Source organism: Pseudomonas sp. MPR-R2A5 (assembly GCF_058793055.1).
In genome coordinates this window covers 223,998-245,170 of record NZ_JBXAFK010000003.1, presented here as the reverse complement: position 1 = coordinate 245,170, position 21,173 = coordinate 223,998, and the positions used below count along the sequence as shown (strand labels likewise).

At 62.3% G+C, this 21,173-nt stretch carries 18 protein-coding genes; 10 read left to right on the top strand and 8 right to left on the bottom strand.

Translation table 11 applies throughout. The features are described 5' to 3' along the window. Positions 1-15: 15 nt before the first annotated feature. The 3 genes from flgG to AC1Q6I_RS03845 all read right to left on the bottom strand — a co-directional run bounded on the left by flgG (position 16) and on the right by AC1Q6I_RS03845 (position 3,399). Entirely contained in the window at positions 16-801 is a 786-nt protein-coding gene (flgG, locus tag AC1Q6I_RS03855; protein WP_024076730.1) for a flagellar basal-body rod protein FlgG, read from the bottom strand. Positions 802-867: 66 nt separating this feature from the next. Next, positions 868-1,608, bottom strand: coding sequence for a flagellar basal body rod protein FlgF (locus tag AC1Q6I_RS03850; RefSeq protein WP_024076731.1), 741 nt, complete (start codon positions 1,606-1,608; stop codon positions 868-870). 228 nt (positions 1,609-1,836) lie between these two features. Next, positions 1,837-3,399: a sigma-54-dependent transcriptional regulator gene (locus AC1Q6I_RS03845; RefSeq protein ID WP_069076747.1), complete on the bottom strand. Its 1,563-nt coding sequence runs from the start codon at positions 3,397-3,399 to the stop codon at positions 1,837-1,839. Positions 3,400-3,656: 257 nt separating this feature from the next. On the opposite strand from AC1Q6I_RS03845, the gene phhA reads away from it, so the two are divergent. From phhA to AC1Q6I_RS03830, 3 genes are all read left to right on the top strand, one after another. After that, positions 3,657-4,448 carry a phenylalanine 4-monooxygenase gene (phhA, locus tag AC1Q6I_RS03840; protein ID WP_024076733.1) on the top strand — a complete coding sequence of 264 codons (792 nt, stop codon included), beginning with the start codon at positions 3,657-3,659 and terminating at the stop codon, positions 4,446-4,448. 103 nt (positions 4,449-4,551) lie between these two features. Further along, a complete protein-coding gene (locus AC1Q6I_RS03835) occupies positions 4,552-4,908 on the top strand; it encodes a 4a-hydroxytetrahydrobiopterin dehydratase (RefSeq protein WP_024076734.1) in 357 nt (118 codons plus the stop codon). Continuing rightward, complete coding sequence (locus tag AC1Q6I_RS03830) at positions 4,908-6,101, top strand: amino acid aminotransferase (RefSeq protein ID WP_102624214.1); 1,194 nt, start codon at positions 4,908-4,910, stop codon at positions 6,099-6,101. The genes AC1Q6I_RS03835 and AC1Q6I_RS03830 overlap by 1 nt, the downstream gene beginning before the upstream one ends. A gap of 159 nt (positions 6,102-6,260) precedes the next feature. Here the strand turns inward: AC1Q6I_RS03830 and AC1Q6I_RS03825 are convergent, their stop codons facing one another. Beyond that, complete coding sequence (locus AC1Q6I_RS03825; RefSeq protein WP_024076736.1) at positions 6,261-7,070, bottom strand: UDP-2,3-diacylglucosamine diphosphatase; 810 nt, start codon at positions 7,068-7,070, stop codon at positions 6,261-6,263. Positions 7,071-7,207: 137 nt separating this feature from the next. Here AC1Q6I_RS03825 and AC1Q6I_RS03820 point away from each other — a divergent pair, with 137 nt between their 5' ends. The 3 genes from AC1Q6I_RS03820 (at position 7,208) to AC1Q6I_RS03810 (ending at position 9,352) form a co-directional block, all read left to right on the top strand. Beyond that, the gene (locus AC1Q6I_RS03820) at positions 7,208-7,975 is read left to right on the top strand and encodes an AraC family transcriptional regulator (protein WP_069076749.1); all 768 of its coding nucleotides are present in this window, start codon (positions 7,208-7,210) and stop codon (positions 7,973-7,975) included. Between the two features lie 82 nt (positions 7,976-8,057). Beyond that, positions 8,058-8,942, top strand: a complete 885-nt coding sequence (locus tag AC1Q6I_RS03815) for a DMT family transporter (protein ID WP_024076738.1) — start codon at positions 8,058-8,060, stop codon at positions 8,940-8,942. Between the two features lie 128 nt (positions 8,943-9,070). Then, positions 9,071-9,352 (top strand): hypothetical protein, encoded by a 282-nt coding sequence (locus AC1Q6I_RS03810; protein ID WP_102624213.1) that lies wholly within the window; start codon positions 9,071-9,073, stop codon positions 9,350-9,352. Between the two features lie 41 nt (positions 9,353-9,393). Here the strand turns inward: AC1Q6I_RS03810 and AC1Q6I_RS03805 are convergent, their stop codons facing one another. Continuing rightward, positions 9,394-9,681, bottom strand: a complete 288-nt coding sequence (locus AC1Q6I_RS03805; RefSeq protein WP_024076741.1) for an Rdx family protein — start codon at positions 9,679-9,681, stop codon at positions 9,394-9,396. An 84-nt stretch (positions 9,682-9,765) separates the two neighbouring features. Here AC1Q6I_RS03805 and AC1Q6I_RS03800 point away from each other — a divergent pair, with 84 nt between their 5' ends. Then, complete coding sequence (locus tag AC1Q6I_RS03800) at positions 9,766-11,955, top strand: patatin-like phospholipase family protein (protein ID WP_102624212.1); 2,190 nt, start codon at positions 9,766-9,768, stop codon at positions 11,953-11,955. A 78-nt stretch (positions 11,956-12,033) separates the two neighbouring features. Here the strand turns inward: AC1Q6I_RS03800 and AC1Q6I_RS03795 are convergent, their stop codons facing one another. Both AC1Q6I_RS03795 and recQ read right to left on the bottom strand, forming a co-directional pair. Further along, positions 12,034-12,468, bottom strand: coding sequence for a MarR family transcriptional regulator (locus tag AC1Q6I_RS03795; RefSeq protein ID WP_024076743.1), 435 nt, complete (start codon positions 12,466-12,468; stop codon positions 12,034-12,036). Between the two features lie 121 nt (positions 12,469-12,589). Beyond that, the gene (gene recQ / locus AC1Q6I_RS03790; protein ID WP_024076744.1) at positions 12,590-14,716 is read right to left on the bottom strand and encodes a DNA helicase RecQ; all 2,127 of its coding nucleotides are present in this window, start codon (positions 14,714-14,716) and stop codon (positions 12,590-12,592) included. 274 nt (positions 14,717-14,990) lie between these two features. Here recQ and AC1Q6I_RS03785 point away from each other — a divergent pair, with 274 nt between their 5' ends. The 3 genes from AC1Q6I_RS03785 (at position 14,991) to AC1Q6I_RS03775 (ending at position 19,601) form a co-directional block, all read left to right on the top strand. Beyond that, a complete protein-coding gene (locus tag AC1Q6I_RS03785) occupies positions 14,991-15,578 on the top strand; it encodes a UPF0149 family protein (protein ID WP_024076745.1) in 588 nt (195 codons plus the stop codon). Between the two features lie 20 nt (positions 15,579-15,598). After that, on the top strand, positions 15,599-15,982 hold the full coding sequence (locus tag AC1Q6I_RS03780; RefSeq protein ID WP_041160992.1) for a YbaN family protein: 384 nt from the start codon (positions 15,599-15,601) through the stop codon (positions 15,980-15,982). Positions 15,983-16,130: 148 nt separating this feature from the next. After that, positions 16,131-19,601: a hybrid sensor histidine kinase/response regulator gene (locus AC1Q6I_RS03775; RefSeq protein ID WP_024076747.1), complete on the top strand. Its 3,471-nt coding sequence runs from the start codon at positions 16,131-16,133 to the stop codon at positions 19,599-19,601. A gap of 104 nt (positions 19,602-19,705) precedes the next feature. On the opposite strand, the gene AC1Q6I_RS03770 is transcribed toward AC1Q6I_RS03775, so the two are convergent. After that, positions 19,706-21,070: a DNA recombination protein RmuC gene (locus AC1Q6I_RS03770; RefSeq protein WP_168233204.1), complete on the bottom strand. Its 1,365-nt coding sequence runs from the start codon at positions 21,068-21,070 to the stop codon at positions 19,706-19,708. Positions 21,071-21,173: the final 103 nt, after the last annotated feature.

Sequence of the window (21,173 nt, the reverse complement as noted above, 5' to 3'; positions counted from 1 at the left end):
GCCCCATAGACTTGATTACAGATTCTGCGTAACGAACGAAAGCATCTGGTCAGCGGTGGAAATCACCTTGGAGTTCATCTCGTAGGCGCGCTGAGTGGTGATCATGTTGACCATCTCTTCAACCGTGCTGACGTTGGAGGTTTCCAGGGTGCTTTGCAGCGTGGTGCCGAAACCGTTCAGGCCAGGGGTGCCGATTTGCGGCGCGCCGCTGGAGGCGGTTTCCAGGAACAGGTTGTTACCAATGGCTTGCAGGCCGGCCGGGTTGATGAAGTCGGCGGTTTGCAGGTTGCCGATCACTTGCGACGCCGGGTTACCCGCCACCGTAATGGACACGGTGCCGTCGTTACCGACGGTGAACGTTTGGGCGTTGGCGGGCACGACAATCGCCGGTTCCAGGGCAAAACCGTTGGCGGTGACGACCTGGCCGTTGGCGTCCAGGTGGAACGTGCCGTCGCGGGTGTAGGTGGTGGTGCCGTCCGGCTGCAGGATCTGGAAAAACCCTTTGCCGTTGATCGCCATGTCCAGCGGCTGGCCAGTTTGCTGCAAGTTACCGGCGCTGAAGTTCTTTTGGGTGCCGACGATCTGCACACCGGTACCCAGTTGCAGGCCCGACGGCAGTTCGCTGTCCTGGGTCGACTGGGCGCCAGGCTGCTTCTTGATCTGGTAGAGCAGGTCCTGGAACTCGGCGCGATCACGCTTGAAGCCCGTGGTCGACACGTTTGCCAGGTTGTTGGAAATGGTGGTCAGGTTGGTGTCCTGGGCGGACAGGCCTGTTTTGGCAACCCATAGAGCCGGAAGCATGCTGTTCTCCTTCGTGCGCCTGTTTGTTGGCGCTGTGCTGCAAAATTAGTGTGGGTGATGCCGCTATCAGCTCATCGCCAGAACGCGGGTCATGGCCTGGTCGTCTTCTTTGGCGCTGTTCATCATCTTGATGTGCAGCTCGAATTGCTTGGAAAGCGCCAGCACCGCAGTCATTTCTTCCACCGCGTTGACGTTGCTCGCTTGCAGGAAGCCCGAGGTCAGCTTGACGCTCGCATCGGCCTGGGCCGGCTGGCCATCCTTGGTGTGGATGGTGCCGTCGAGGCCTTTGGTCATGTTCTTGAGGTCCGGCTGGACCAGCTTGATGCGGTCCACTTCCGCCATCACCCGTGGGCCTTCGCCCATGGCGCGGATGCTGACGGTGCCGTCGGCGCCCACTTCGATTTTCTGCTGGGGCGGCACGGCAATCGGGCCACCGTTGCCCATGATCGGCATACCGTTGCCGGCCCGCAGCACGCCCAGCGCATCCACATTCATGCTGGCGCTGCGCACGTAGGCTTCGCCACCGTCCGGCGTTTGCACCGCCATCCAGCCGTCACCGCTGACCGCCACATCCAGGTCACGACCGGTTTCGATCATGGCGCCCGGCGAGAAGTCGGTGGCTGGCCGCTCGGTCATGGCAAAGGCCCGCGCCGGAAAGCTGTCACCGAACACCGGCATCGAACGGGCCTGCTCCAGGTCACGCTGGAAGCCGTTGGTGGAAATGTTCGCCAGATTGTTGGCATGGGCCTTCTGCGCCAGAGCATTCTGGCTGGCGCCGGTCATTGCCACATAAAGGTACTTGTCCACGCTCTATCCTCTTTCTGACGGACGCTTGCCGCCCACCGCTGTACTGATGAGGCTTAAGCAATTTGCGAACCAACTTTTGAAAAGCGGGAGAAGTGCAGGCGGGGCGGGGGTTTGGCGGCGGGCGTGAATAAATGACGTCCCGATGGGAGTCGAAAAAACGGCGGACTTATGCCGCTTACGGCAACGCCACGGATTAAATGTGGGAGGGGTTGCCCCCTCCCACACGGGTTATTTGTCGACCTTGAGGATTTCGTAATCGCGCAATTTATTGGCGATGGTGGTGTGAGACACGCCCAAGCGCTTACCCAGCAGTCGACTGCTAGGGTGCTCGGCGTACAGGCTTTCCAGCACTGCCTTCTCGAAGCGTCCGACGATCGCCTCCAAACCACCCTCCAGCGAGAAATCGCCAAGCGGCTGACGCACGCCATAGTCCGGCAGCCGGATATGCTCGGCCTTGACCGTGCCGCCGTCGCACAACGACACCGCCTGGAACAACACGTTTTCCAACTGCCGCACGTTACCTGGCCAGTGGTAGTGGCTCAGGCGCTCCATCGCGGCGGGCGCCAGCTTGGGCAGCGGGCAGCCGATCTGGCGGCTGGCCTGGTCGAGAAAGTGCTCCACCAACGGCGCCAGGCCATCAAGGCATTCACGCAACGGCGGGATATGCAGGGACAGCACGTTGAGGCGATGGTAGAGATCCTGGCGGAATTCACCACGGGCGCACAGCTCGGACAAATCCACCTGGGTGGCGCAGATCACCCGCACATCCAGGTACACCTCTTCATCGCTGCCGACACGCCGAAAGCAGCCGTCCTGCAAAAAGCGCAGCAATTTCACCTGCAAGCGCGCGCTCATTTCCCCGACACCATCGAGAAACAGCGTACCGCCCGCTGTCAGTTCCAGCAGCCCGAGCTTGCCTTCGGCCCGCGCGCCTTCAAAAGCGCCTGGGCCATAGCCAAACAGCTCGGTCTCGGCCATCGATTCAGGCAGGCCGGCGCAGTTGAGCGCCATCAACGGCGACTGCCCACGCGGGCTGGCCAAGTGACAGGCACGCGCCAGCAACTCTTTACCCGTGCCGGTTTCGCCTTCTATTAATAGCGGCGCATCCAGCGGTGCCATGCGCCGCGCTTCGCGGACCACGGCAGCCATGACCTTGGAGCTTTGGAAGATACTGTCGAAGCCACGCAACTCTTGCTTGCGCACGTTGTAGATGCGCTCACCGACGCGATCGGCGCGATGCAGGGTCAACACGGCGCCCGCCATCGCTTCGCTGTCATCGTGCTCGGAGGATTGCAGCGGCGCGATATCCGCCAGGAACACGTCACCCTTGACCTTGACCCGCAGGCCATTGATCCGCGACTTGCTGGCGCGCACCAGTTCCGGCAAATCGAAATCCTCGGCATAGCGCGACAGCGGAATCCCCGGCACCTCGTCCACCCGCACGCCAAGCAACTGCGCCGCGGCACGGTTGGCGGCAACGATGGAGCCGCCCATGTCGATGGACAACACCGGAAACTCCAGGGCACCAAGCAGCGCATTGAGCTCCATATGCCGGCGCTCGCTGGGCATCAGCCCTACCCTCTTTACGCCAAACACCCCGGCAATCGCCTCGAACTGCGGACGCAATGCCTGGAACTGCATGTTCACCAGGTTCGGGCAGTACAGGTAGATGGCATTGCCGTGCTCGCCACCGACCTCGCCCTTGGCGACGTTGACGCCGTACTCCACCAGCAGGTTGAGGATGTCCCGCAGGATGCCGATGCGGTTCTGGCAATGCACTTTGATACGCATGGAAAGGCTCGAAAGGTCGGTAGGCGCTGCGTCTTTTTGTCGCTGGGCGCAGATAGTCGTCAAGATTATGTGACAGTCGCCGCGCTTTTCACAGCGTGGTGACGCCAGAATACCCAGGGTCGTAACGAAAACTTTACGAAAAACGGTAATTTTTCCTACGAACACACCTGAGCGGCAGGTGGAATCGCGCCCCAGTCGGGGTATCAATAGGGTCATCGCAGGACATAACAAGAACGAATGCCTAGCAGGAGAGCCGTATGAAGCAGACGCACTACGTGGCCCGCGAGCCCGATGCGCAAGGTTTTATCCACTACCCGCCGGAAGAACACGCGGTGTGGAACACTCTGATCACCCGTCAATTGAAAGTGATCGAGGGTCGCGCCTGCCAGGAATACCTGGACGGCATCGACAAGCTCGGCCTGCCCCTGGACCGCATTCCACAGTTGAGCGAAATCAACCAGGTGCTGGCCGACACCACGGGCTGGCAAGTTGCCCGGGTGCCGGCGCTGATCCCCTTCCAGACCTTTTTCGAATTGCTCGCCAACAAGCAGTTTCCCGTGGCGACCTTTATTCGCACCCGCGAAGAACTGGACTACCTGCAAGAGCCGGATATTTTCCATGAGATCTTTGGTCACTGCCCGCTGCTGACCAACCCCTGGTTCGCCGAATTCACCCACACCTACGGCAAGCTCGGCCTGGCAGCCACCAAGGAGCAACGGGTGTACCTCGCGCGCCTCTACTGGATGACCATCGAGTTCGGCCTGGTGGACACCCCTGAAGGTCGGCGCATCTACGGTGGTGGCATTCTGTCGTCGCCCAAAGAGACGGTGTACAGCCTGTCGTCCGAGCCTGAGCACCAAGCCTTCGACCCACTGGAGGCAATGCGCACGCCGTATCGTATCGATATCCTGCAACCGCTGTACTTTGTCCTGCCCAACCTCAAGCGCCTGTTCGAAGTCGCGCAGGAAGACATCATGGGCATGGTTGAGCGCGGTATGCAGTTAGGCTTGCACGCCCCGAAATTTCCGCCAAAACCCAAAGCAGCGTGAACCTCAGGTTTTGCGGCCAGGTGAGTCTGTTCCCTGGCCCCGCGTTGCTTTAGGGTAACGCCACTGACGACCGTTTCCAGACACTCGAATTCAGGACACCCCCATGACTACCTTGAACCAAGCCCACTGCGAAGCCTGCCGCGCCGATGCCCCACAGGTCAGCGATGAAGAACTGCCGGTGCTGCTCAAGCAGATTCCCGACTGGAATATCGAAGTACGCGATGGCGTGATGCAACTGGAAAAGGTCTTCCTGTTCAAGAACTTCAAGTTCGCCCTGGCCTTTACCAACGCCATGGGTGAAATCTCCGAAGCCGAAGGCCATCACCCAGGCCTGCTCACCGAATGGGGCAAAGTCACCGTGACCTGGTGGAGCCACTCCATCAAGGGCCTGCACCGCAACGACTTCATCATGGCCGCGCGTACCGACGAAGTGGCCAAGAACGCCGAGGGCCGCAAGTAATGCATTTCGATGCCATTGGTCGCGTGCCCGGCGACCCGATTCTCGGGCTGATGGACCTGTACGCCCAAGACTCCAACCCGAACAAGTTCGACCTCGGCGTGGGCGTGTACAAGGACGACCAGGGCCTGACGCCGATTCCCCATTCGGTGAAACGCGCGGAACAGCGCCTGGTCGACACCCAGACCACCAAGACCTATATCGGCGGCCACGGCAATGCGGCCTTTGGCACATTGATCAGTGAGCTGGTACTGGGCACCGACTCGGCGCTGCTGCGCGAAGGCCGTGCCGGCGCCACCCAGACCCCAGGCGGCACCGGCGCCCTGCGCCTGAGCGCCGACTTTATCGCCCACAGCCTGCCCGGCCGTGGCGTATGGCTGAGCAACCCGACCTGGCCGATCCACGAAACCATCTTCGCCAAGGCCGGGCTCAAGGTCAGCCATTACCCTTACGTGGGGGCGGACAACCGGCTGGATGTGGCGGCAATGCTCGCCACCCTGTCCACCGTGCCCGAGGGCGATGTGGTGTTGCTGCACGCCTGCTGCCATAACCCGACCGGCTTCGACCTGTCCCAGGCGGACTGGCGCCAGGTGCTGGAGATCGTGCGCGAGCGGCGGTTGCTGCCGTTGATCGACTTTGCCTACCAGGGCTTCGGCGACGGCCTGGAACAGGACGCCTGGGCGGTACGGCTAATGGCGGCCGAGTTGCCGGAAGTGCTGGTCACCAGTTCCTGTTCGAAGAACTTCGGCCTGTACAGTGACCGTGTCGGCGCGTTGATTGTGTGTGCGGCGGATGCCGAGAAGCTGACCGACGTGCGCAGCCAGTTAGCGAACATCGCCCGTAACCTGTGGTCGACCCCACCGGATCATGGGGCGGCGGTGGTCGCGACCATCCTCGGCGATGCCGAGCTGAAGACGCTGTGGAGCGGCGAAGTCGAAGCCATGCGTTCACGCATCGCGCAGTTGCGTTGCGGACTGGTGGAGGCGTTGGCGCCTCACGGTTTGTCGGAGCGGTTCGCGCACATCGGCGCACAACGCGGGATGTTTTCCTACACCGGTTTGAGTGCCGAGCAGGTGAAGCAACTGCGCGAGAAGCACAGCGTGTATATGGTCAGTTCGGGGCGGGCTAACGTGGCGGGTATTGACGCGACACGCCTGACACTCCTGGCCGAAGCCATTGCCGACGTGTCCAACTGAAGAAACACAAAACCAATTGTAGGAGCGAGCTTGCTCGCGAAGAACTCATAAGCACCGCGCCTATTCAGGCTGCACGCGTTATCGTTGACGTTTTTCGCGAGCAAGCTCGCTCCTACAGTTGGATCAAGCCCCCTCCCACATCTGGACTGTGGTTGGCCTTCAGTTGGTGATCATCTCGGCCTTGAGCTGTGCCTCTTTGGCCTGCGCATCGGCCAACCGATACAACTCGATATGCCCATCCCAGTGTTCGATCAACGCCGTGCACGACTCCACCCAATCCCCGCAGTTGAGGTAATCGACCTCACCCACCTTGCGAATTTCCGCGTGATGGATATGCCCGCACACCACGCCGTGCAGTTCACGCTTGGTCACTTCATGGGCGATGGCTTCTTCAAAGTCGCTGATAAAGCTCACGGCGGTTTTCACCTTGTGCTTCAGGTACGCTGACAGCGACCAGTAGCCGTAGCCATACCGCGCGCGCCAATGATTGAGCCAACGGTTCAACGTCAGCGTGAACTCGTAGGCCGAGTCGCCGAGGAACGCCAGCCAACGGTGATAGCGGGTGATCACATCGAACTGGTCGCCATGGATCACCAGCAAGTGCCGGCCATCGGCGGTGACATGCACGGCCTCGTCCACCAGTTGGATGTTGCCCAGGATCAGCGTGGAATAGCGACGCAGGAACTCATCGTGGTTGCCGGTGACGTAGATCACCTCGGTGCCGCGCTTGGCCATGGTCAGCAAGCGGCGGATCACATTGGTGTGGGCCTGGGGCCAATACATGCCGCCACGCAGCTTCCAGCCGTCGATGATATCGCCGACCAGGTAGACCTTGTCGGCGTGGTACCCCTTGAGAAACTGCGACAGGTGTTCGGCCTGGCAATCCCGGGTGCCCAGGTGCACATCGGAAATCCACAGGGTACGCACGCGCTGCTTACGGCTGGGCGGGGTGAACTCGGCACTGGTCATGGGCATCCCTCGACGCTGTTTTTGCGAGCTTGCGCCCAGGCGGTGAATAGCCCATGACAGCTGTGCGTCAGTCTGATGACAGCGCCCACCGAGGGCGAAGCGTTGTAGACTGGCGCCCTGCTGCCCAGGAGACCGCGATGCAACCGTCCCTCACGCTCCGCCACTACCTCGAAGCGCCCATTGCCCACAGCCATGACCACGCGCAGCTGGTGTTCGGCCTGTCCGGCCATTTGGACCTGGAAGTCGATGGCCGTGGCAGCCAGGTGCATGAGAGCAGTGTGATGGTGCTGCCCTTCTCTGCGCATCACGCCTGCGGTAGCCGCGATGGCAGCCGCTGCCTGGTGCTCGACGTGCCCACCGAACACTGGGTGCTGCAATCGTTGGGCGAGCATGCCGATGCCAGCCGCCGCCTGCTCGATCAACCGGCCCGCCTGACCCTGGATACCCGGCAACACCAGTTGGTGCAATGGCTGGCGCACAGCCCGGTGAGTGACCCGCTGATCGCCCAGCAAGGCGCGGTGTTGTTACTCGCCAGCCTCAATCATCCGCAGGCGCCCCTCACGCCGGGCCGGCGCCTGCCCTACGCCGCGTTCAATGCCCATATCGAGCGGCACGCCGCCCATCCCCTGCAGGTCGCTGACCTGGCGCGCATCGCCGACCTTTCGGTGGCGCGCCTGCATGCGCGATTCATGGCCGAGTGCGGGCAGACGCCCATGGACTATATCCGCAGCCGTCGCCTGCACAGGGCACTGGGCCTGCTGCGCGACACCCCGCTGCCCATCGGCGAGATCGCCGCACGCGTCGGCTATGCCTCGCAGAGTGCGTTTGCCGCGGCAATGTTGCGTGAGTTCGGCGCCTCCCCCGGCGCCTTGCGGCGTTCGGTGCACACGCGAGTCCTGCGCTAAAAATCGCGAGCCGCACGACAGACACCCACACCGTCCACCCTCTAGACTGCGATCCTGTCACCCCGTTGGTTCAAGGATCGCAATGACTCCCCGTTCAGCCCTCGGCGCCCTGCATATCGGCGCACTGATGTTTGGCCTCACCGGCGTATTCGGCAAGCTGGCGGCCGCCTCGCCGGCCATCATCGTGTTCGGCCGCGCCGCGTTTGCGGTGTTGGCCCTGGCGGTCTTCGCGCGCTTCGCCAGCAACGCCCCCTGGAAGACGTTGCAAATGCGCGACTGGCGCCGGCTGCTGGTCAGTGGCGTGTTGCTGGCCGCACATTGGGTGACGTTCTTCATGGCGGTCAAGGTTGCTGGCGTCGCGGTGGCAACCCTGGGGTTTACCGCATTCCCGGCGTTCACTGTGATCCTCGAGGGCTTGATCTTCCGCGAGCGGATCCGCGCCAATGAAGTGCTGCTGGTCGCGCTGGTGACCGTCGGCCTGGTGCTGGTCACGCCAGACTTCAACCTCGCCAGCGAAGCCACGGGCGGCCTGCTGTGGGGGATTGTCTCGGGGCTGCTGTTTTCCTTGCTGTCGCTGAACAACCGCGCCAGCTCCGGACGGATTCCGGCGGTACAGGCGGCGCTGTGCCAGAACGTGGTGGTCGCCGTGTGCCTGTTGCCCGTGGCGGCACCAGGGCTGGCGGATGTGCGGGCCATGGACTGGCTGTGGATCGGGCTGCTTGGAGTGTTCTGTACCGGGTTGGCCCACAGCCTGTTTGTCGCCAGCCTCGCGGTGATCAAGGCGCGCACCGCCTCGGTGGTGTTCGCCATGGAACCGGTCTATGGCATCACGGTGGCGTGGCTGCTGTTCGCCGAAACCCCGACCTTGCGCATGCTGCTGGGCGGCGCGCTGATCATTGTCGCCATCGTCCTCTCCGGCCTGATGGGCAGTGCCAGCCAGGCCAAACAGCCGGCAGCGACGGCCTGATCTATACTTGGCCCATCCGCAACAGTCTGTCGTCGTTCAACGGATAAAGACTCCTCGACGACAGCCATGCCCTTTGAAGTTGCTGCAAGCGAGTGGTCACGCCATTAACGCTATGCAGGAGCTGCATCATGGAAACACTCATCAGCTTGCTGATTCAGATCATCAGCGGTGCCGTCGGCGGTAATCTGGCCGGCATGACCAAACAGAGCCTGGGCACCGGGCTCAATACCTTTCTTGGCGGGGTCGGCGGCCTGGTGCTGGGCCAGGTGGTCTCCGCACTGACGGGCACCTCCGGTGGCGAAGCACTGGATGTGGCGGCGGTCGGCAGCAATATTGTCGGCGGCGGCATCGGTGGCCTGGTGCTGACGTGGATCGTGGGCTTCATCAAGAACCAGATGGCTGCCAAGTAGGCACGCGGCAGTGGGTCACTATCCTGCCAGGACGGTGACCTTTACTGCGTACGATCGTTGTGCCCCAGGTCACGCTGCGGGTCGATCTGGTCGCGCACACGCTGCTTGAGTACCTTGGCCTCCGGGAAGCCGCCATCGGCCTTGCGCTCCCAGATCTGCACGCCGTCGCAGGTGATGCGAAACGCCCCTCCCGTGGCGGGCGCCAGCGACACTTTGCCCAGGTCATCGGCAAAGGTGCTCAGCAGCTCCTGGGCCAGCCATGCGGCGCGAAGCAGCCATTGGCACTGGGTGCAGTAGGTGATGACGATTTCGGGTTTGCTGACGGACATAACTTGACAGGTTCCTGGCGTAACGGGCTCGGAGGGTCGAGTGGCTATAATACCGGCCTTTATCGCCCAGCCTCGAGATTCATGATGCGCCGCCTGCTGTCCTGCCTGTTCCTGTGCCTTCTCCCCCTCCTCGCCCACGCCGCCGACGCGCCGCGCCCGAAAATCGGCCTGGTACTGTCCGGTGGCGCCGCGCGCGGCCTGGCCCATATCGGCGTGCTCAAGGCCCTGGAGGAACAGGGGATTCATATCGATGCGATTGCGGGTACCAGCATGGGGGCGGTGATCGGTGGGCTGTATGCGTCGGGTTACAAGATCGACGAACTGGAAAAACTGGCACTGGGCATCGACTGGCAGCAAGCCCTCTCCGACGCGCCGCCTCGCGAGGACGTGCCGTTCCGGCGCAAGCAGGATGACCGGGATTTCCTGGTCAAACAGAAGCTCAGTTTCCGCGATGACGGCAGCCTGGGCCTGCCCCTCGGGGTGATCCAGGGACAGAACCTGGCGCTGCTGCTAGAAAGCATGTTTGCCCACACCAGTAACATCCGCAATTTCGACAAGCTCCCCATCCCGTTCCGCGCCGTAGCCACGGACATCACCACTGGCGAAAAAGTGGTGTTCCGCAAGGGCCTCCTGCCCCAGGTGATCCGCGCCAGCATGTCGATCCCGGCCGTGTTCGCCCCGGTCGAGTTGGATGGCCGGCTGCTGGTGGACGGCGGCATGACCGACAACATCCCCCTGGACGTGGCGCGGGAGATGGGTGTCGACATCGCCATCGTGGTCGACATCGGCACGCCGCTGCGCTCGCGCAAGCAACTGGCCACGGTGGTGGATGTGCTCAACCAGTCCATCACCCTGATGACCCGACGTAACTCCGAAGAACAACTCAAGGCCCTGCACCCCAAGGATGTGCTGATCCAACCACCACTGGCCGCCTACGGCGTGACGGACTTCGGCCGCGCCAAGGACATGATCGACGCCGGCTACCGCGCCACCCGCGCCCTCGACGTACGCCTGGCCCACCTGCGCCCTGCCGAACCGATCGACCCGGAACTGGTCGCTGCGCGCACTCCGGGCGAACGCACGCCGGTGATCACCGCCATCACGGTGGAGAACGACTCGAAAGTCAGCGATGACGTGATCCGCTACTACATCCGCCAACCCCTGGGTGAGCCGCTGAACCTGGGCCGCCTGCAAACGGACATGGGCACCTTGTACGGCCTGGACTACTTCGAGCAGGTGCAATACCGCGTGGTCAAGAAAGGCCACGACAATACCCTGGTGATCAGCGCGCGCGGCAAACGCAGCGGCACCGATTACCTGCGCCTGGGCTTGAACCTGTCGGACGATATGCGCGGCGACAGCGCTTTCAACCTCGGCGCCAGCTACCGTATGAACGGCATCAACCGCCTCGGCGCAGAATGGCTGACGCGAGTGCAGATCGGCGACCGGCAGGAACTGTACAGCGAGTTCTACCAGCCGATGGACACCGGCTCACGTTACTTCGTCGCCCCCTATCTGAGTGCCCAGGCGCAGAACGTCGAGCTGATCCTGGACAACGACCCCATCTCCGAATACCGCCTGGAACGCTATGGTTTCGGGTTGAATGTCGGGCGGCAGATCGGCAACAGCGGTGAGATCCGCTTCGGTGTCGGCGAGGCCTGGGGCAAGGCCGATGTGCGCATCGGCGACCGAGACCTGCCGAGCGTGAGCTTCAGCGAAGGCTTCTATGAGTTGAAGTACTCCTTCGACTCCCTCGACAACGTGTACTTCCCGCACAGCGGTGAAGACATCGGCCTGGCATTCCGGGAATTCGAGCCGGGGCTGGGCTCGGACCAGCGGTACCGGCAATGGGAATTCAAGCTGGACAAGGCCATGAGCAGCGGCCCCGACACCCTGGTGCTGGGCGGGCGCTACGGGCGGACCCTGGATAACTCGGATGTGGTGATTTCCAGCTTTCTGCTCGGCGGGGCGCGGCAATTGTCGGGCTTTCGCCAGGATGCGATTTCGGGGCAGAACATCAGCTTGATGCGGGCGGTGTACTACCGCCGCCTGACGCCGCGCTCATACCTGCCACTGGATTTCCCGCTGTACCTGGGCGCCTCCCTGGAACGGGGCCGGGCGTGGAACAACGACAATGAATTCGACAGCGGCTATATCAATGCCGCGAGTATTTTCCTCGGGTTTGATACGCCATTGGGGCCACTGAACTTCAGCTATGGGTTCAATGATGATAGTCAGCAGGCGGTTTACTTGAACCTGGGGCAGACGTTCTGACGCATCAACCGCAGGAGCCGGCGTGTTGTGGCGAGGGTACACACTCACTCGCCACAACACGCCCTGGATCCAGCCGTGTCAGGACTTTTCCAGATTCGCCAGGATATGCCCATGCACCCGCATGCACACGCGCATATCTTCTTCATCCACGCCCACGAACAGTTCATGGCGCAAGGCAGTGGCAATGGTCTCGATCTGCTCGATCAAGGGGCGGGCGCTATCGCATAGCAGAATACGCTTGGCACGGCGGTCTTCCACCACGGCCTGGCGCTGCACCAGGCCCTGGCCTTCCAGGCTATCGAGCAAACGTGCCAGGGTCGGGCCTTCCACGCCGACGCTTTGCGCCAACTCGCGTTGCGTCGGTGCTTCTTCGAAACGAGCCAGGTGCAACAGCACCAGCCAGCGCGCCTGGGACAAGCCCAGCCCGGCCAGACGGCGGTCCAGCTCGGCGCGCCAACCTCGGGACATTTGCGCCAACTGCATGCCAAAACGGTGTTGATCGGTTAACGGCATAAAAAACTCATGGGTTAGACTGAAAATAAAGTATGGCTAATTATTAGTCAGCTAAGCATGAGCCATGTCAGTAGGCAAGGTCTGCTATGTACTGATTCGTTACATTGTCGTAATTGGCACACTAAATTTCGAATTCCGACTGCAATGCCGCCCGAACACAGTACAAAACACCCTCAGGCACACGCCCGGTAAACAGCGGCGCAATCTCCGAAACGGCTGGCAATTCGCCTTCTCCATCGAGGAAGGCGTCTTGGATTTCGCCGAGCAAATCTTCCGGCAAATCAAGGGCCTGCTCCAGGGACAGCTGTTGCTTGCCGATGGATTCAGCCAACAGGGTGTAGACGTTTTTCTCCGAACATTGCAGTTGGCCGGCGATCTGAATCGGGGTCATGCCGGCGCGTGCCAGGCTGATCAATTCATGGCGAATATCGGCGACTTCCTTCGGCGCCTCGGCCTGGCCGCCGAGCACTTCGAGGAAGGCTTGGCCATAACGCTCCAGCTTGCGCGCACCCACGCCGCTGACCCGGGCCATCTCGGCCAGGGTGGTGGGTTGCTCGCGCAGCATCTCCAACAGGGTCGAGTCGGGGAAGATGACGTAAGGCGGCACGCTGTGTTCCTGTGCCAGTTTGCGCCGCAGGGTGCGCAAGGCTTCCCACTGCTCGCGTTCTTCGCCACGCACCAGTTGGCTGGCCTGGCTGGTGCTGCTCTTGGCGGTGGTTTGCGGCTTGAGGTCGCGACGCAGTTCCAGGCTCACTTCGCCCTTGAGCAGCGGCCGGCAACTGTCGTTCAGGCGCAGGCCGCCGTAGCCCTCGATGTCGATATCAACCAGGCCGCGCGCGACCATCTGTCGGAACAGTGAACGCCACTCGCCTTCGGCCCGTGCCTTGCCGACGCCATAGACCGAGAGTTTTTCGTGACCGAAGCTGCGCACTTTTTCGTTGTCTTTGCCCAGCAATACGTCCACCAGATGGCCCACGCCATAACGCTGGCCAGTACGGTAGATCGCTGACAACCCCTGGCGTGCCGGTTCGGTGGCGTCCCAGGTCTGTACGCCGTCGACGCAATTGTCACAGTGACCGCACGGCTCGGGCATGTCTTCGTCGAAGTACGCCAACAGGGTCTGGCGGCGGCAGCGCGTCTCTTCGCACAGCGACAACATGGCGTCGAGCTTGTGCTGTTCCAGGCGCTTGTGGCGTTCGTCACCCTCGGAGTTCTGCAGCATCTGCTTGAGCATCACCACGTCTTGCAGGCCATAGACCATCCAGGCATCCGCTGGCAGCCCGTCACGGCCGGCACGCCCGGTTTCCTGGTAGTAAGCCTCGAGGGACTTGGGCAGGTCCATATGCGCCACGAAGCGCACGTTGGACTTGTCGATCCCCATGCCGAAGGCGATGGTTGCCACCATGATCAGGCCTTCCTCGTTGAGGAAGCGTTTCTGGTGGGCGGAGCGCGTTTCATTGGGCAGGCCGGCGTGGTACGGCAGCGCCGGGTAACCCTGCTCGCACAGGAAGGCGGCCACTTCATCGACTTTCTTGCGCGACAGGCAATAGACAATGCCCGCATCGCTGCGCCGCTCGGACAGGAACGCCAGCAACTGCTTGCGTGGCTGCTCCTTGGGCACGATGCGGTAGAAAATATTCGGTCGGTCGAAGCTCGACAGGAAGCGCTCGGCATTCTGTAAATGCAGGCGCTCGACAATCTCTTCGCGGGTGCGCTTGTCGGCGGTGGCGGTCAGCGCGATGCGCGGGACGTCGGGGAACAACTCTGCCAACTGGCCCAATTGCAGGTATTCGCGACGGAAATCGTGCCCCCATTGCGAAACGCAGTGGGCTTCGTCGATGGCGAACAGGGCGATTTCCAGGCTTTGCAGGAAGGCCAGCATGCGTGGCTGCACCAGGCGCTCTGGGGCGAGGTAGAGCATTTTCACTTCGCCGCGCTTGATGCGCGCGGCCAGGTCGCGCTGCTGTTCGGCGCTGAGGGTGGAGTTCAATGACGCGGCCGCCACACCGAGTTCCTCCAGGGTCGCCACCTGGTCGTCCATCAACGCAATCAACGGCGACACCACCACGGCCAGGCCGTTACGCAGCAAGGCGGGCACCTGGAAACACAACGACTTGCCGCCGCCGGTAGGCATCAGGACCAGGGCATCACCGCCACTGGCCACGCGCTCAATGATCGCACCCTGGCGGCCACGAAAACTGTCGTAGCCGAAGATGTCCTTGAGGACGCGTTGAGCCTGCTCGAGCATGTAAAACTCCAAAAAAGTGCCGAAACCCTCAGTACAGGCTGGCCGAGAAAACGCGGCTTCACGGAAAATAATCCGTAAACGAAGTTTTCTCGGCCTGGTGCCTGGCCTGCGGGGCATCACAAAACGCGGCAGTATACCCGAGGGTCATCCGGCAAAGGGCGCGACTGACGAATAGACGTCCGTCTCTAAAACCTGGCAAATATGCAGTGCGGCTGGCCTGGGCGCTCAAGAAAGCCTAGAATTCAGCATCGTTTATTCCCAAGGTAGTCCTTCAATGTCCTTCGCTGAGCAACTAACCCGCCTGCAAGCCTTCCTCGACGCCGATGAGCTGCATGACGAGGCGCTGGACTATGTGGCCGCCCACGGCTACCTGACCGCCTTGTCGATCTCCTCCGACATCGTGCCGGACCGTGAGTGGATCGACGCCTTGTTCGCCGAAGAGCCGCACTACGCCGACGCCGCCCAGCGTGAAGAAATCGAAGCCACCCTGGTGGCCCTGAAGGCCCACATCGGTCGCCAACTGGCCTCCGATGAAGAGTTCGAACTGCCGTGTGACCTCGACCTGGGTGAAGAGCCAGACGACTCCGACCTGCGCGGCTGGTGCATCGGCTTCATGGAAGGCGTATTCCTGCGTGAAGCCGCCTGGTTCGAAACCGCCGAGGAAGAAGTCAGCGAAATGCTGCTGCCCATCATGGTCGGTTCGGGCCTGTTCGACGACCAGCCGGAGTTCTCCGACATCGCCGCCGACGCCAACCTGATGGACGACATGATCGTACAGATTCCGGAAGCGCTCACCGCCCTGTACCTGCTGTGCAACGCCCCTGACGAAAAACCGGCGATCCTCAAGCCACGCCACCACTGAGTCGTTTGCCCGTGACACCCATGGGCAACCGCTCGTTGCTCCTGCGCTACGTGCTGCTGGCCATCGGCTGGTTGAGCGTGGCGCTGGGGGTCATCGGTATTTTCCTGCCGGTCTTGCCGACCACGCCCTTTCTCCTGCTCGCCGCCGCCTGCTTCGCACGCAGCTCCCCGCGTTTCTACCGCTGGCTGGTGGAGCACCCGCGCCTGGGCCCTTGGATTCGCGACTATCTCGACGGCAATGGCATCCCGCTCAAGGGCAAGGTCTACGCCATTGGCCTGATGTGGTTGAGCATCGGTTTCTCCTGCTACCTGGTACCCTTGCCCTGGGCTCGCGGCTTCATGCTGACCAGCGCCGTGCTGGTGACGATCTACATCCTGCGCCAGAAAACCCTGCCACCGAGGTAAGTGCGTGTCTCGTGCCAGCAGTCAATATCAGCGGGCATGCGACATAAGATCCCACACGACCTTGGTCGACACTGACTAACCCCATGCATCATGCGAGACTGTCCAACCGGGCCCGGAATGCCTGGGTGTTCTTCTGTCCGGAGTTACCATGACGCTGTCCAGCGGGCTGATCGCCGCCGTTGCCCTGGCCTATATGGCCATTATGTTTGCCATCGCTTTTTACGGTGACCGCCGCCACGCGCCGCTGCCACCGCGTATGCGCGCGTGGGTCTATAGCCTGTCGCTGGCCGTGTATTGCACCAGTTGGACGTTCTTCGGCGCCGTAGGCCAGGCCGCCGAACAACTGTGGGCATTTTTACCGATCTACCTGGGGCCGGTGCTATTGCTTGTGTTTGCACCGTGGGTCCTGCAAAAGATGGTGCTGATCAGCAAGCAGGAAAACATCACCTCCATCGCCGACTTTATCGCCGCTCGCTATGGCAAATCCCAATCGCTGGCCGTGGTGGTCGCGCTGATCTGCCTGGTGGGCGTACTGCCCTATATCGCCCTGCAGCTCAAAGGCATTGTGCTGGGCGTGAACCTGCTGATCGGCTCGGGCGCCGACACCACCGGCACCCGCGCCCAGGACACCGCGTTGATCGTGTCACTGGTGCTCGCGCTGTTCACTATCGTATTCGGTACCCGCAACCTCGACGCCACCGAACACCACCGCGGCATGGTGCTGGCGATTGCCTTTGAGTCGTTGGTCAAGCTGTTCGCGTTTCTCGCCGTCGGCGCGTTTGTCACTTACGGCCTGTACGACGGTTTCGGCGACCTGTTCAGCCAGGCGATGCTCGCGCCCCGCCTGGAGGAATACTGGAAAGAAACCGTCAACTGGCCTTCGATGGTGGTGCAGACCGGCGTGGCCATGATGGCAATCATCTGCCTGCCCCGGCAGTTTCACGTCACCGTGGTGGAAAACATCGACCCTCAGGATCTACGCCTGGCCAAATGGGTATTCCCCGCCTACCTGATCCTTGCCGCGCTGTTTGTCGTGCCGATTGCCCTGGGCGGCAAAATGCTCCTGCCCGGTTCGGTGCTGCCCGACTCTTATGTGATCAGCCTGCCCTTGGCCGAAGCCCATCCGGCCCTTGCCGTACTCGCCTTTATCGGCGGTGCATCGGCCGCCACCGGCATGGTGATTGTCGCCAGCATCGCGTTGTCGACCATGGTCTCCAACGACATGCTGCTGCCCTGGTTATTGCGCCGCTCCAGTGCCGAGCGCCCTTTCGAAGTGTTCCGCCACTGGATGCTGTCGGTACGTCGGGTCAGCATTGTGATCATCCTGTTGCTGGCCTACGTCAGCTATCGCCTGCTCGGCTCCACGGCGAGCCTGGCGACCATCGGCCAGATCGCCTTCGCCGCCGTGACCCAACTGGCACCCGCCATGCTTGGCGCACTGTATTGGAAGCAGGCCAACCGGCGGGGGGTGTTTGCCGGCTTGGCGGCCGGTACGTTCCTGTGGTTCTACACCTTGGTCCTACCGGTTACAGCGAAAAGTCTCGGCTGGTCCTTCAGCCTATTCCCTGGCTTGACCTGGCTGCATTCGCACCCACTGGGCTTCTCGGTCACGTCGCTGACCCTGGGCACCGTGTTCTCCCTGGCGGGTAATTTCACCTTGTTCGTCTGGGTTTCGATGCTGTCGCGTACACGCGTCTCCGAGCACTGGCAGGCCGGGCGCTTCATCGGCCAGGAAACCAGCCAGCGCGCCAGCGCCCGCTCGATGCTGTCGGTACAGATCAGCGACCTGCTCAGCCTCGCGGCACGCTTTGTCGGCGAGGAACGCGCCCAGCAGAGTTTTATCCGCTTTGCCTATCGCCAAGGCAAGGGCTTCAACCCCAACCAGAATGCCGACAACGATTGGATCGCGCACACCGAGCGTCTGTTGGCCGGTGTACTCGGTGCGTCTTCGACACGTGCGGTGGTGAAAGCGGCGATTGAAGGCCGGGAAATGCAGCTGGAAGACGTCGTGCGGATCGCCGACGAAGCCTCCGAGGTGTTGCAGTTCAACCGGGCCTTGCTGCAAGGCGCGATCGAAAACATCACCCAAGGCATCAGCGTGGTAGACCAGTCACTCAAGCTGGTGGCCTGGAACCGCCGTTACCTGGAACTGTTCAACTACCCCGAAGGCTTGATCAGCGTCGGCCGACCGATTGCCGACATCATTCGCTACAACGCCGAACGCGGCCTGTGCGGGCCAGGTGAAGCCGAGGTCCACGTGGCCCGCCGCCTGCACTGGATGCGCCAGGGCCGCGCGCACACCTCAGAGCGCCTGTTCCCGAATGGGCGAGTGATCGAGTTGATCGGCAACCCGATGCCGGGCGGCGGCTTTGTCATGAGCTTCACCGACATCACCGCGTTCCGCGAAGCCGAGCAGGCATTGACCGAGGCCAATGAGGGCCTGGAGCGGCGGGTCACCGAGCGCACCCATGAGCTGTCGCAACTCAATGTGGCACTGACCGATGCCAAGGGCGCGGCCGAGTCCGCCAGCCAGTCGAAGACCCGCTTCCTGGCGGCTGTCAGCCATGACCTGATGCAACCGTTGAATGCCGCACGCCTGTTCTCAGCCGCCCTTTCCCACCAGAACGACGGCCTGTCGAACGAAGCCCGGCAACTGGTGCAGCACCTGGACAGTTCGCTGCGTTCGGCCGAAGACCTGATCAGCGACCTGTTGGATATTTCGCGCTTGGAAAACGGCAAGATCAATCCGCAGCGCCAACCCTTTGTACTCAACGAGCTGTTCGACACACTGGGCGCCGAATTCAAGGCGTTGGCGCAGGAACAAGGCTTGCGCTTCCGCCTGCGCGGCAGTCGCTTGCGGGTCGACAGTGATATCAAGTTGCTGCGCAGGATCCTGCAGAATTTCCTCACCAATGCCTTCCGTTATGCCGACGGCCCGGTGCTGCTGGGCGTACGTCGACGCCAGGGCGAACTGTGCCTGGAAGTCTGGGACCGCGGCCCTGGCATCCCGCTGGATAAACAGCAGGTGATCTTCGAAGAATTCAAGCGCCTGGACAGCCACCAGACCCGCGCGGAAAAAGGCCTGGGCCTGGGCCTGGCGATCGCTGACGGACTGTGCCGCGTGCTGGGCCATCGCCTCAGCGTGCGCTCATGGCCGGGCAAGGGCAGCGTGTTCAGTGTGCGCGTGCCACTGGCGCGCATCCAGACCAGCCCGCAGGTCAAGGTGCCGCAGGAAAGTGGCCTGCCATTGAGCGGCGCGCAAGTCCTGTGCGTGGATAACGAAGAAAGCATCCTGATCGGTATGCGCAGCCTGCTGACCCGCTGGGGCTGTGAGGTCTGGACCGCCACCGACCAGGCGCAATGCGCGGCGCTCCTGGCCGAGGGCATACGCCCGCAACTGGCGTTGGTGGATTACCACTTGGACCACGGCGAAACCGGCACCGAGCTGATGGGCTGGCTGCGGGCGCAGTTGGCAGAACCGATTCCCGGTGTGGTCATCAGCGCCGACGGCCGCCCGGAAATGGTGGCCGAGGTGCATGCAGCGGGGCTGGATTACTTGGCCAAGCCGGTGAAGCCGGCGGCGTTGCGGGCGTTGCTGAGTCGGCATTTGCCGCTTTAAAAATGTGGCGGGGGCTTGCTCCCGATAGCGGAGCCTCAGTCACACCCTCCGTGCCTGATCCCACGCCATCGGGAGCAAGCCCCCTCCCACATTTCGGATGACGTTTATTCGGGAAGGTGCGCTACGCCGTCGGAGTCGGTCATCGCGCGCTCCAGCAAATCCGCCGGCAGGCTTTTGCTGGCGCGGGCACCGAGCAATCTTAATTGCTCGGTGCGACTGACCAGATTGCCGCGCCCATCTGTCAGCTTGTTGCGCGCCGCACTGTAAGCCTTATCCAACTGCTGCAACCGACTCCCTACTTCGTCCAGGTCCTGGATGAACAGTACGAACTTGTCGTAAAGCCAGCCGGCACGCTCGGCGATTTCCCGCGCGTTCTGGCTCTGGCGCTCCTGCTTCCACAGGCTGTCGATCACCCGCAGGGTGGCGAGCAAGGTGGTGGGGCTGACGATGACAATATGGCGGTCGAATGCCTCCTGGAACAGGTTCGGCTCGGCCTGCAATGCCGCTGAAAACGCCGCTTCGATCGGCACGAACAGCAAGACGAAATCCAGGCTGTGCAAGCCTTCCAGGCGTTTGTAATCCTTGCCGGCCAAGCCCTTGACGTGATTGCGCAGGGACAGCACATGCTGCTTCAACGCCGCCTGGCCAATCACCTCGTCATCCGCCGCCACGTATTGTTGATAGGCCGTCAGGCTGACCTTGGAGTCCACCACCACCTGCTTATCGCCGGGCAACATGATCAGCACGTCCGGCTGGAAGCGCTCGCCGTCCGGGCCCTTGAGGCTGACCTGGGTCTGGTACTCGCGGCCCTTCTCCAGGCCGGCATGCTCCAGCACGCGCTCAAGGATCAGCTCACCCCAGTTACCCTGGGTTTTCTGGCCCTTGAGGGCGCGGGTCAGGTTTGTCGCTTCGTCCGACAGACGCAGGTTCAGTTGTTGCAGGCGCTCAAGCTCCTTGGCCAGGGAAAAGCGTTCGCGGGCCTCGTTCTGATAGCTTTCTTCGACGCGTTTTTCGAAGGACTGGATGCGCTCCTTGAGTGGATCGAGCAACTGGCCCAGACGTTCCTGGCTGGTTTCGGCAAAGCGCTGCTCGCGCTCGTCGAAGATCTTGCCGGCCAGTTCGGCGAACTGCGCGCGCAGCTCATCTCGCGAACCCTGTAGATCAGCGAGGCGCTGCTGATGGCTGTCCTGCTGCTCGCGCAGTTCGGCGCGCAGGGCAGCCGACAAAGCGTCGAGACGGCGCAGTTCGGTTTCCTTGGCGCTGCGGTCGAGGTTCCAGGCGTGGGCGGCGTCACGGGCGTTGTCGCGATCGATCTGCAACAACTCGACTTCGCGGCGCACGGCAGCCAGGTCAGCTTGCTTGGCGGCATTGGCTTGGCTCAGGTCGCTGATCTCGTCGCGGCTGGCATCCAGTTGAGCCGCGAGGCCTTCCTGGGCCAGTTGCGCGGTGGCCAGGCGCTCTTCGAGCAATTCCCAACCGGCCATGCGCGCGACCAACCGCCGCTGGAGCTGCCAGCACACGGCCAATAGCGGCACTGCGGCCCCGGCGAGGCCCAGGGCAATACTGGTCCAG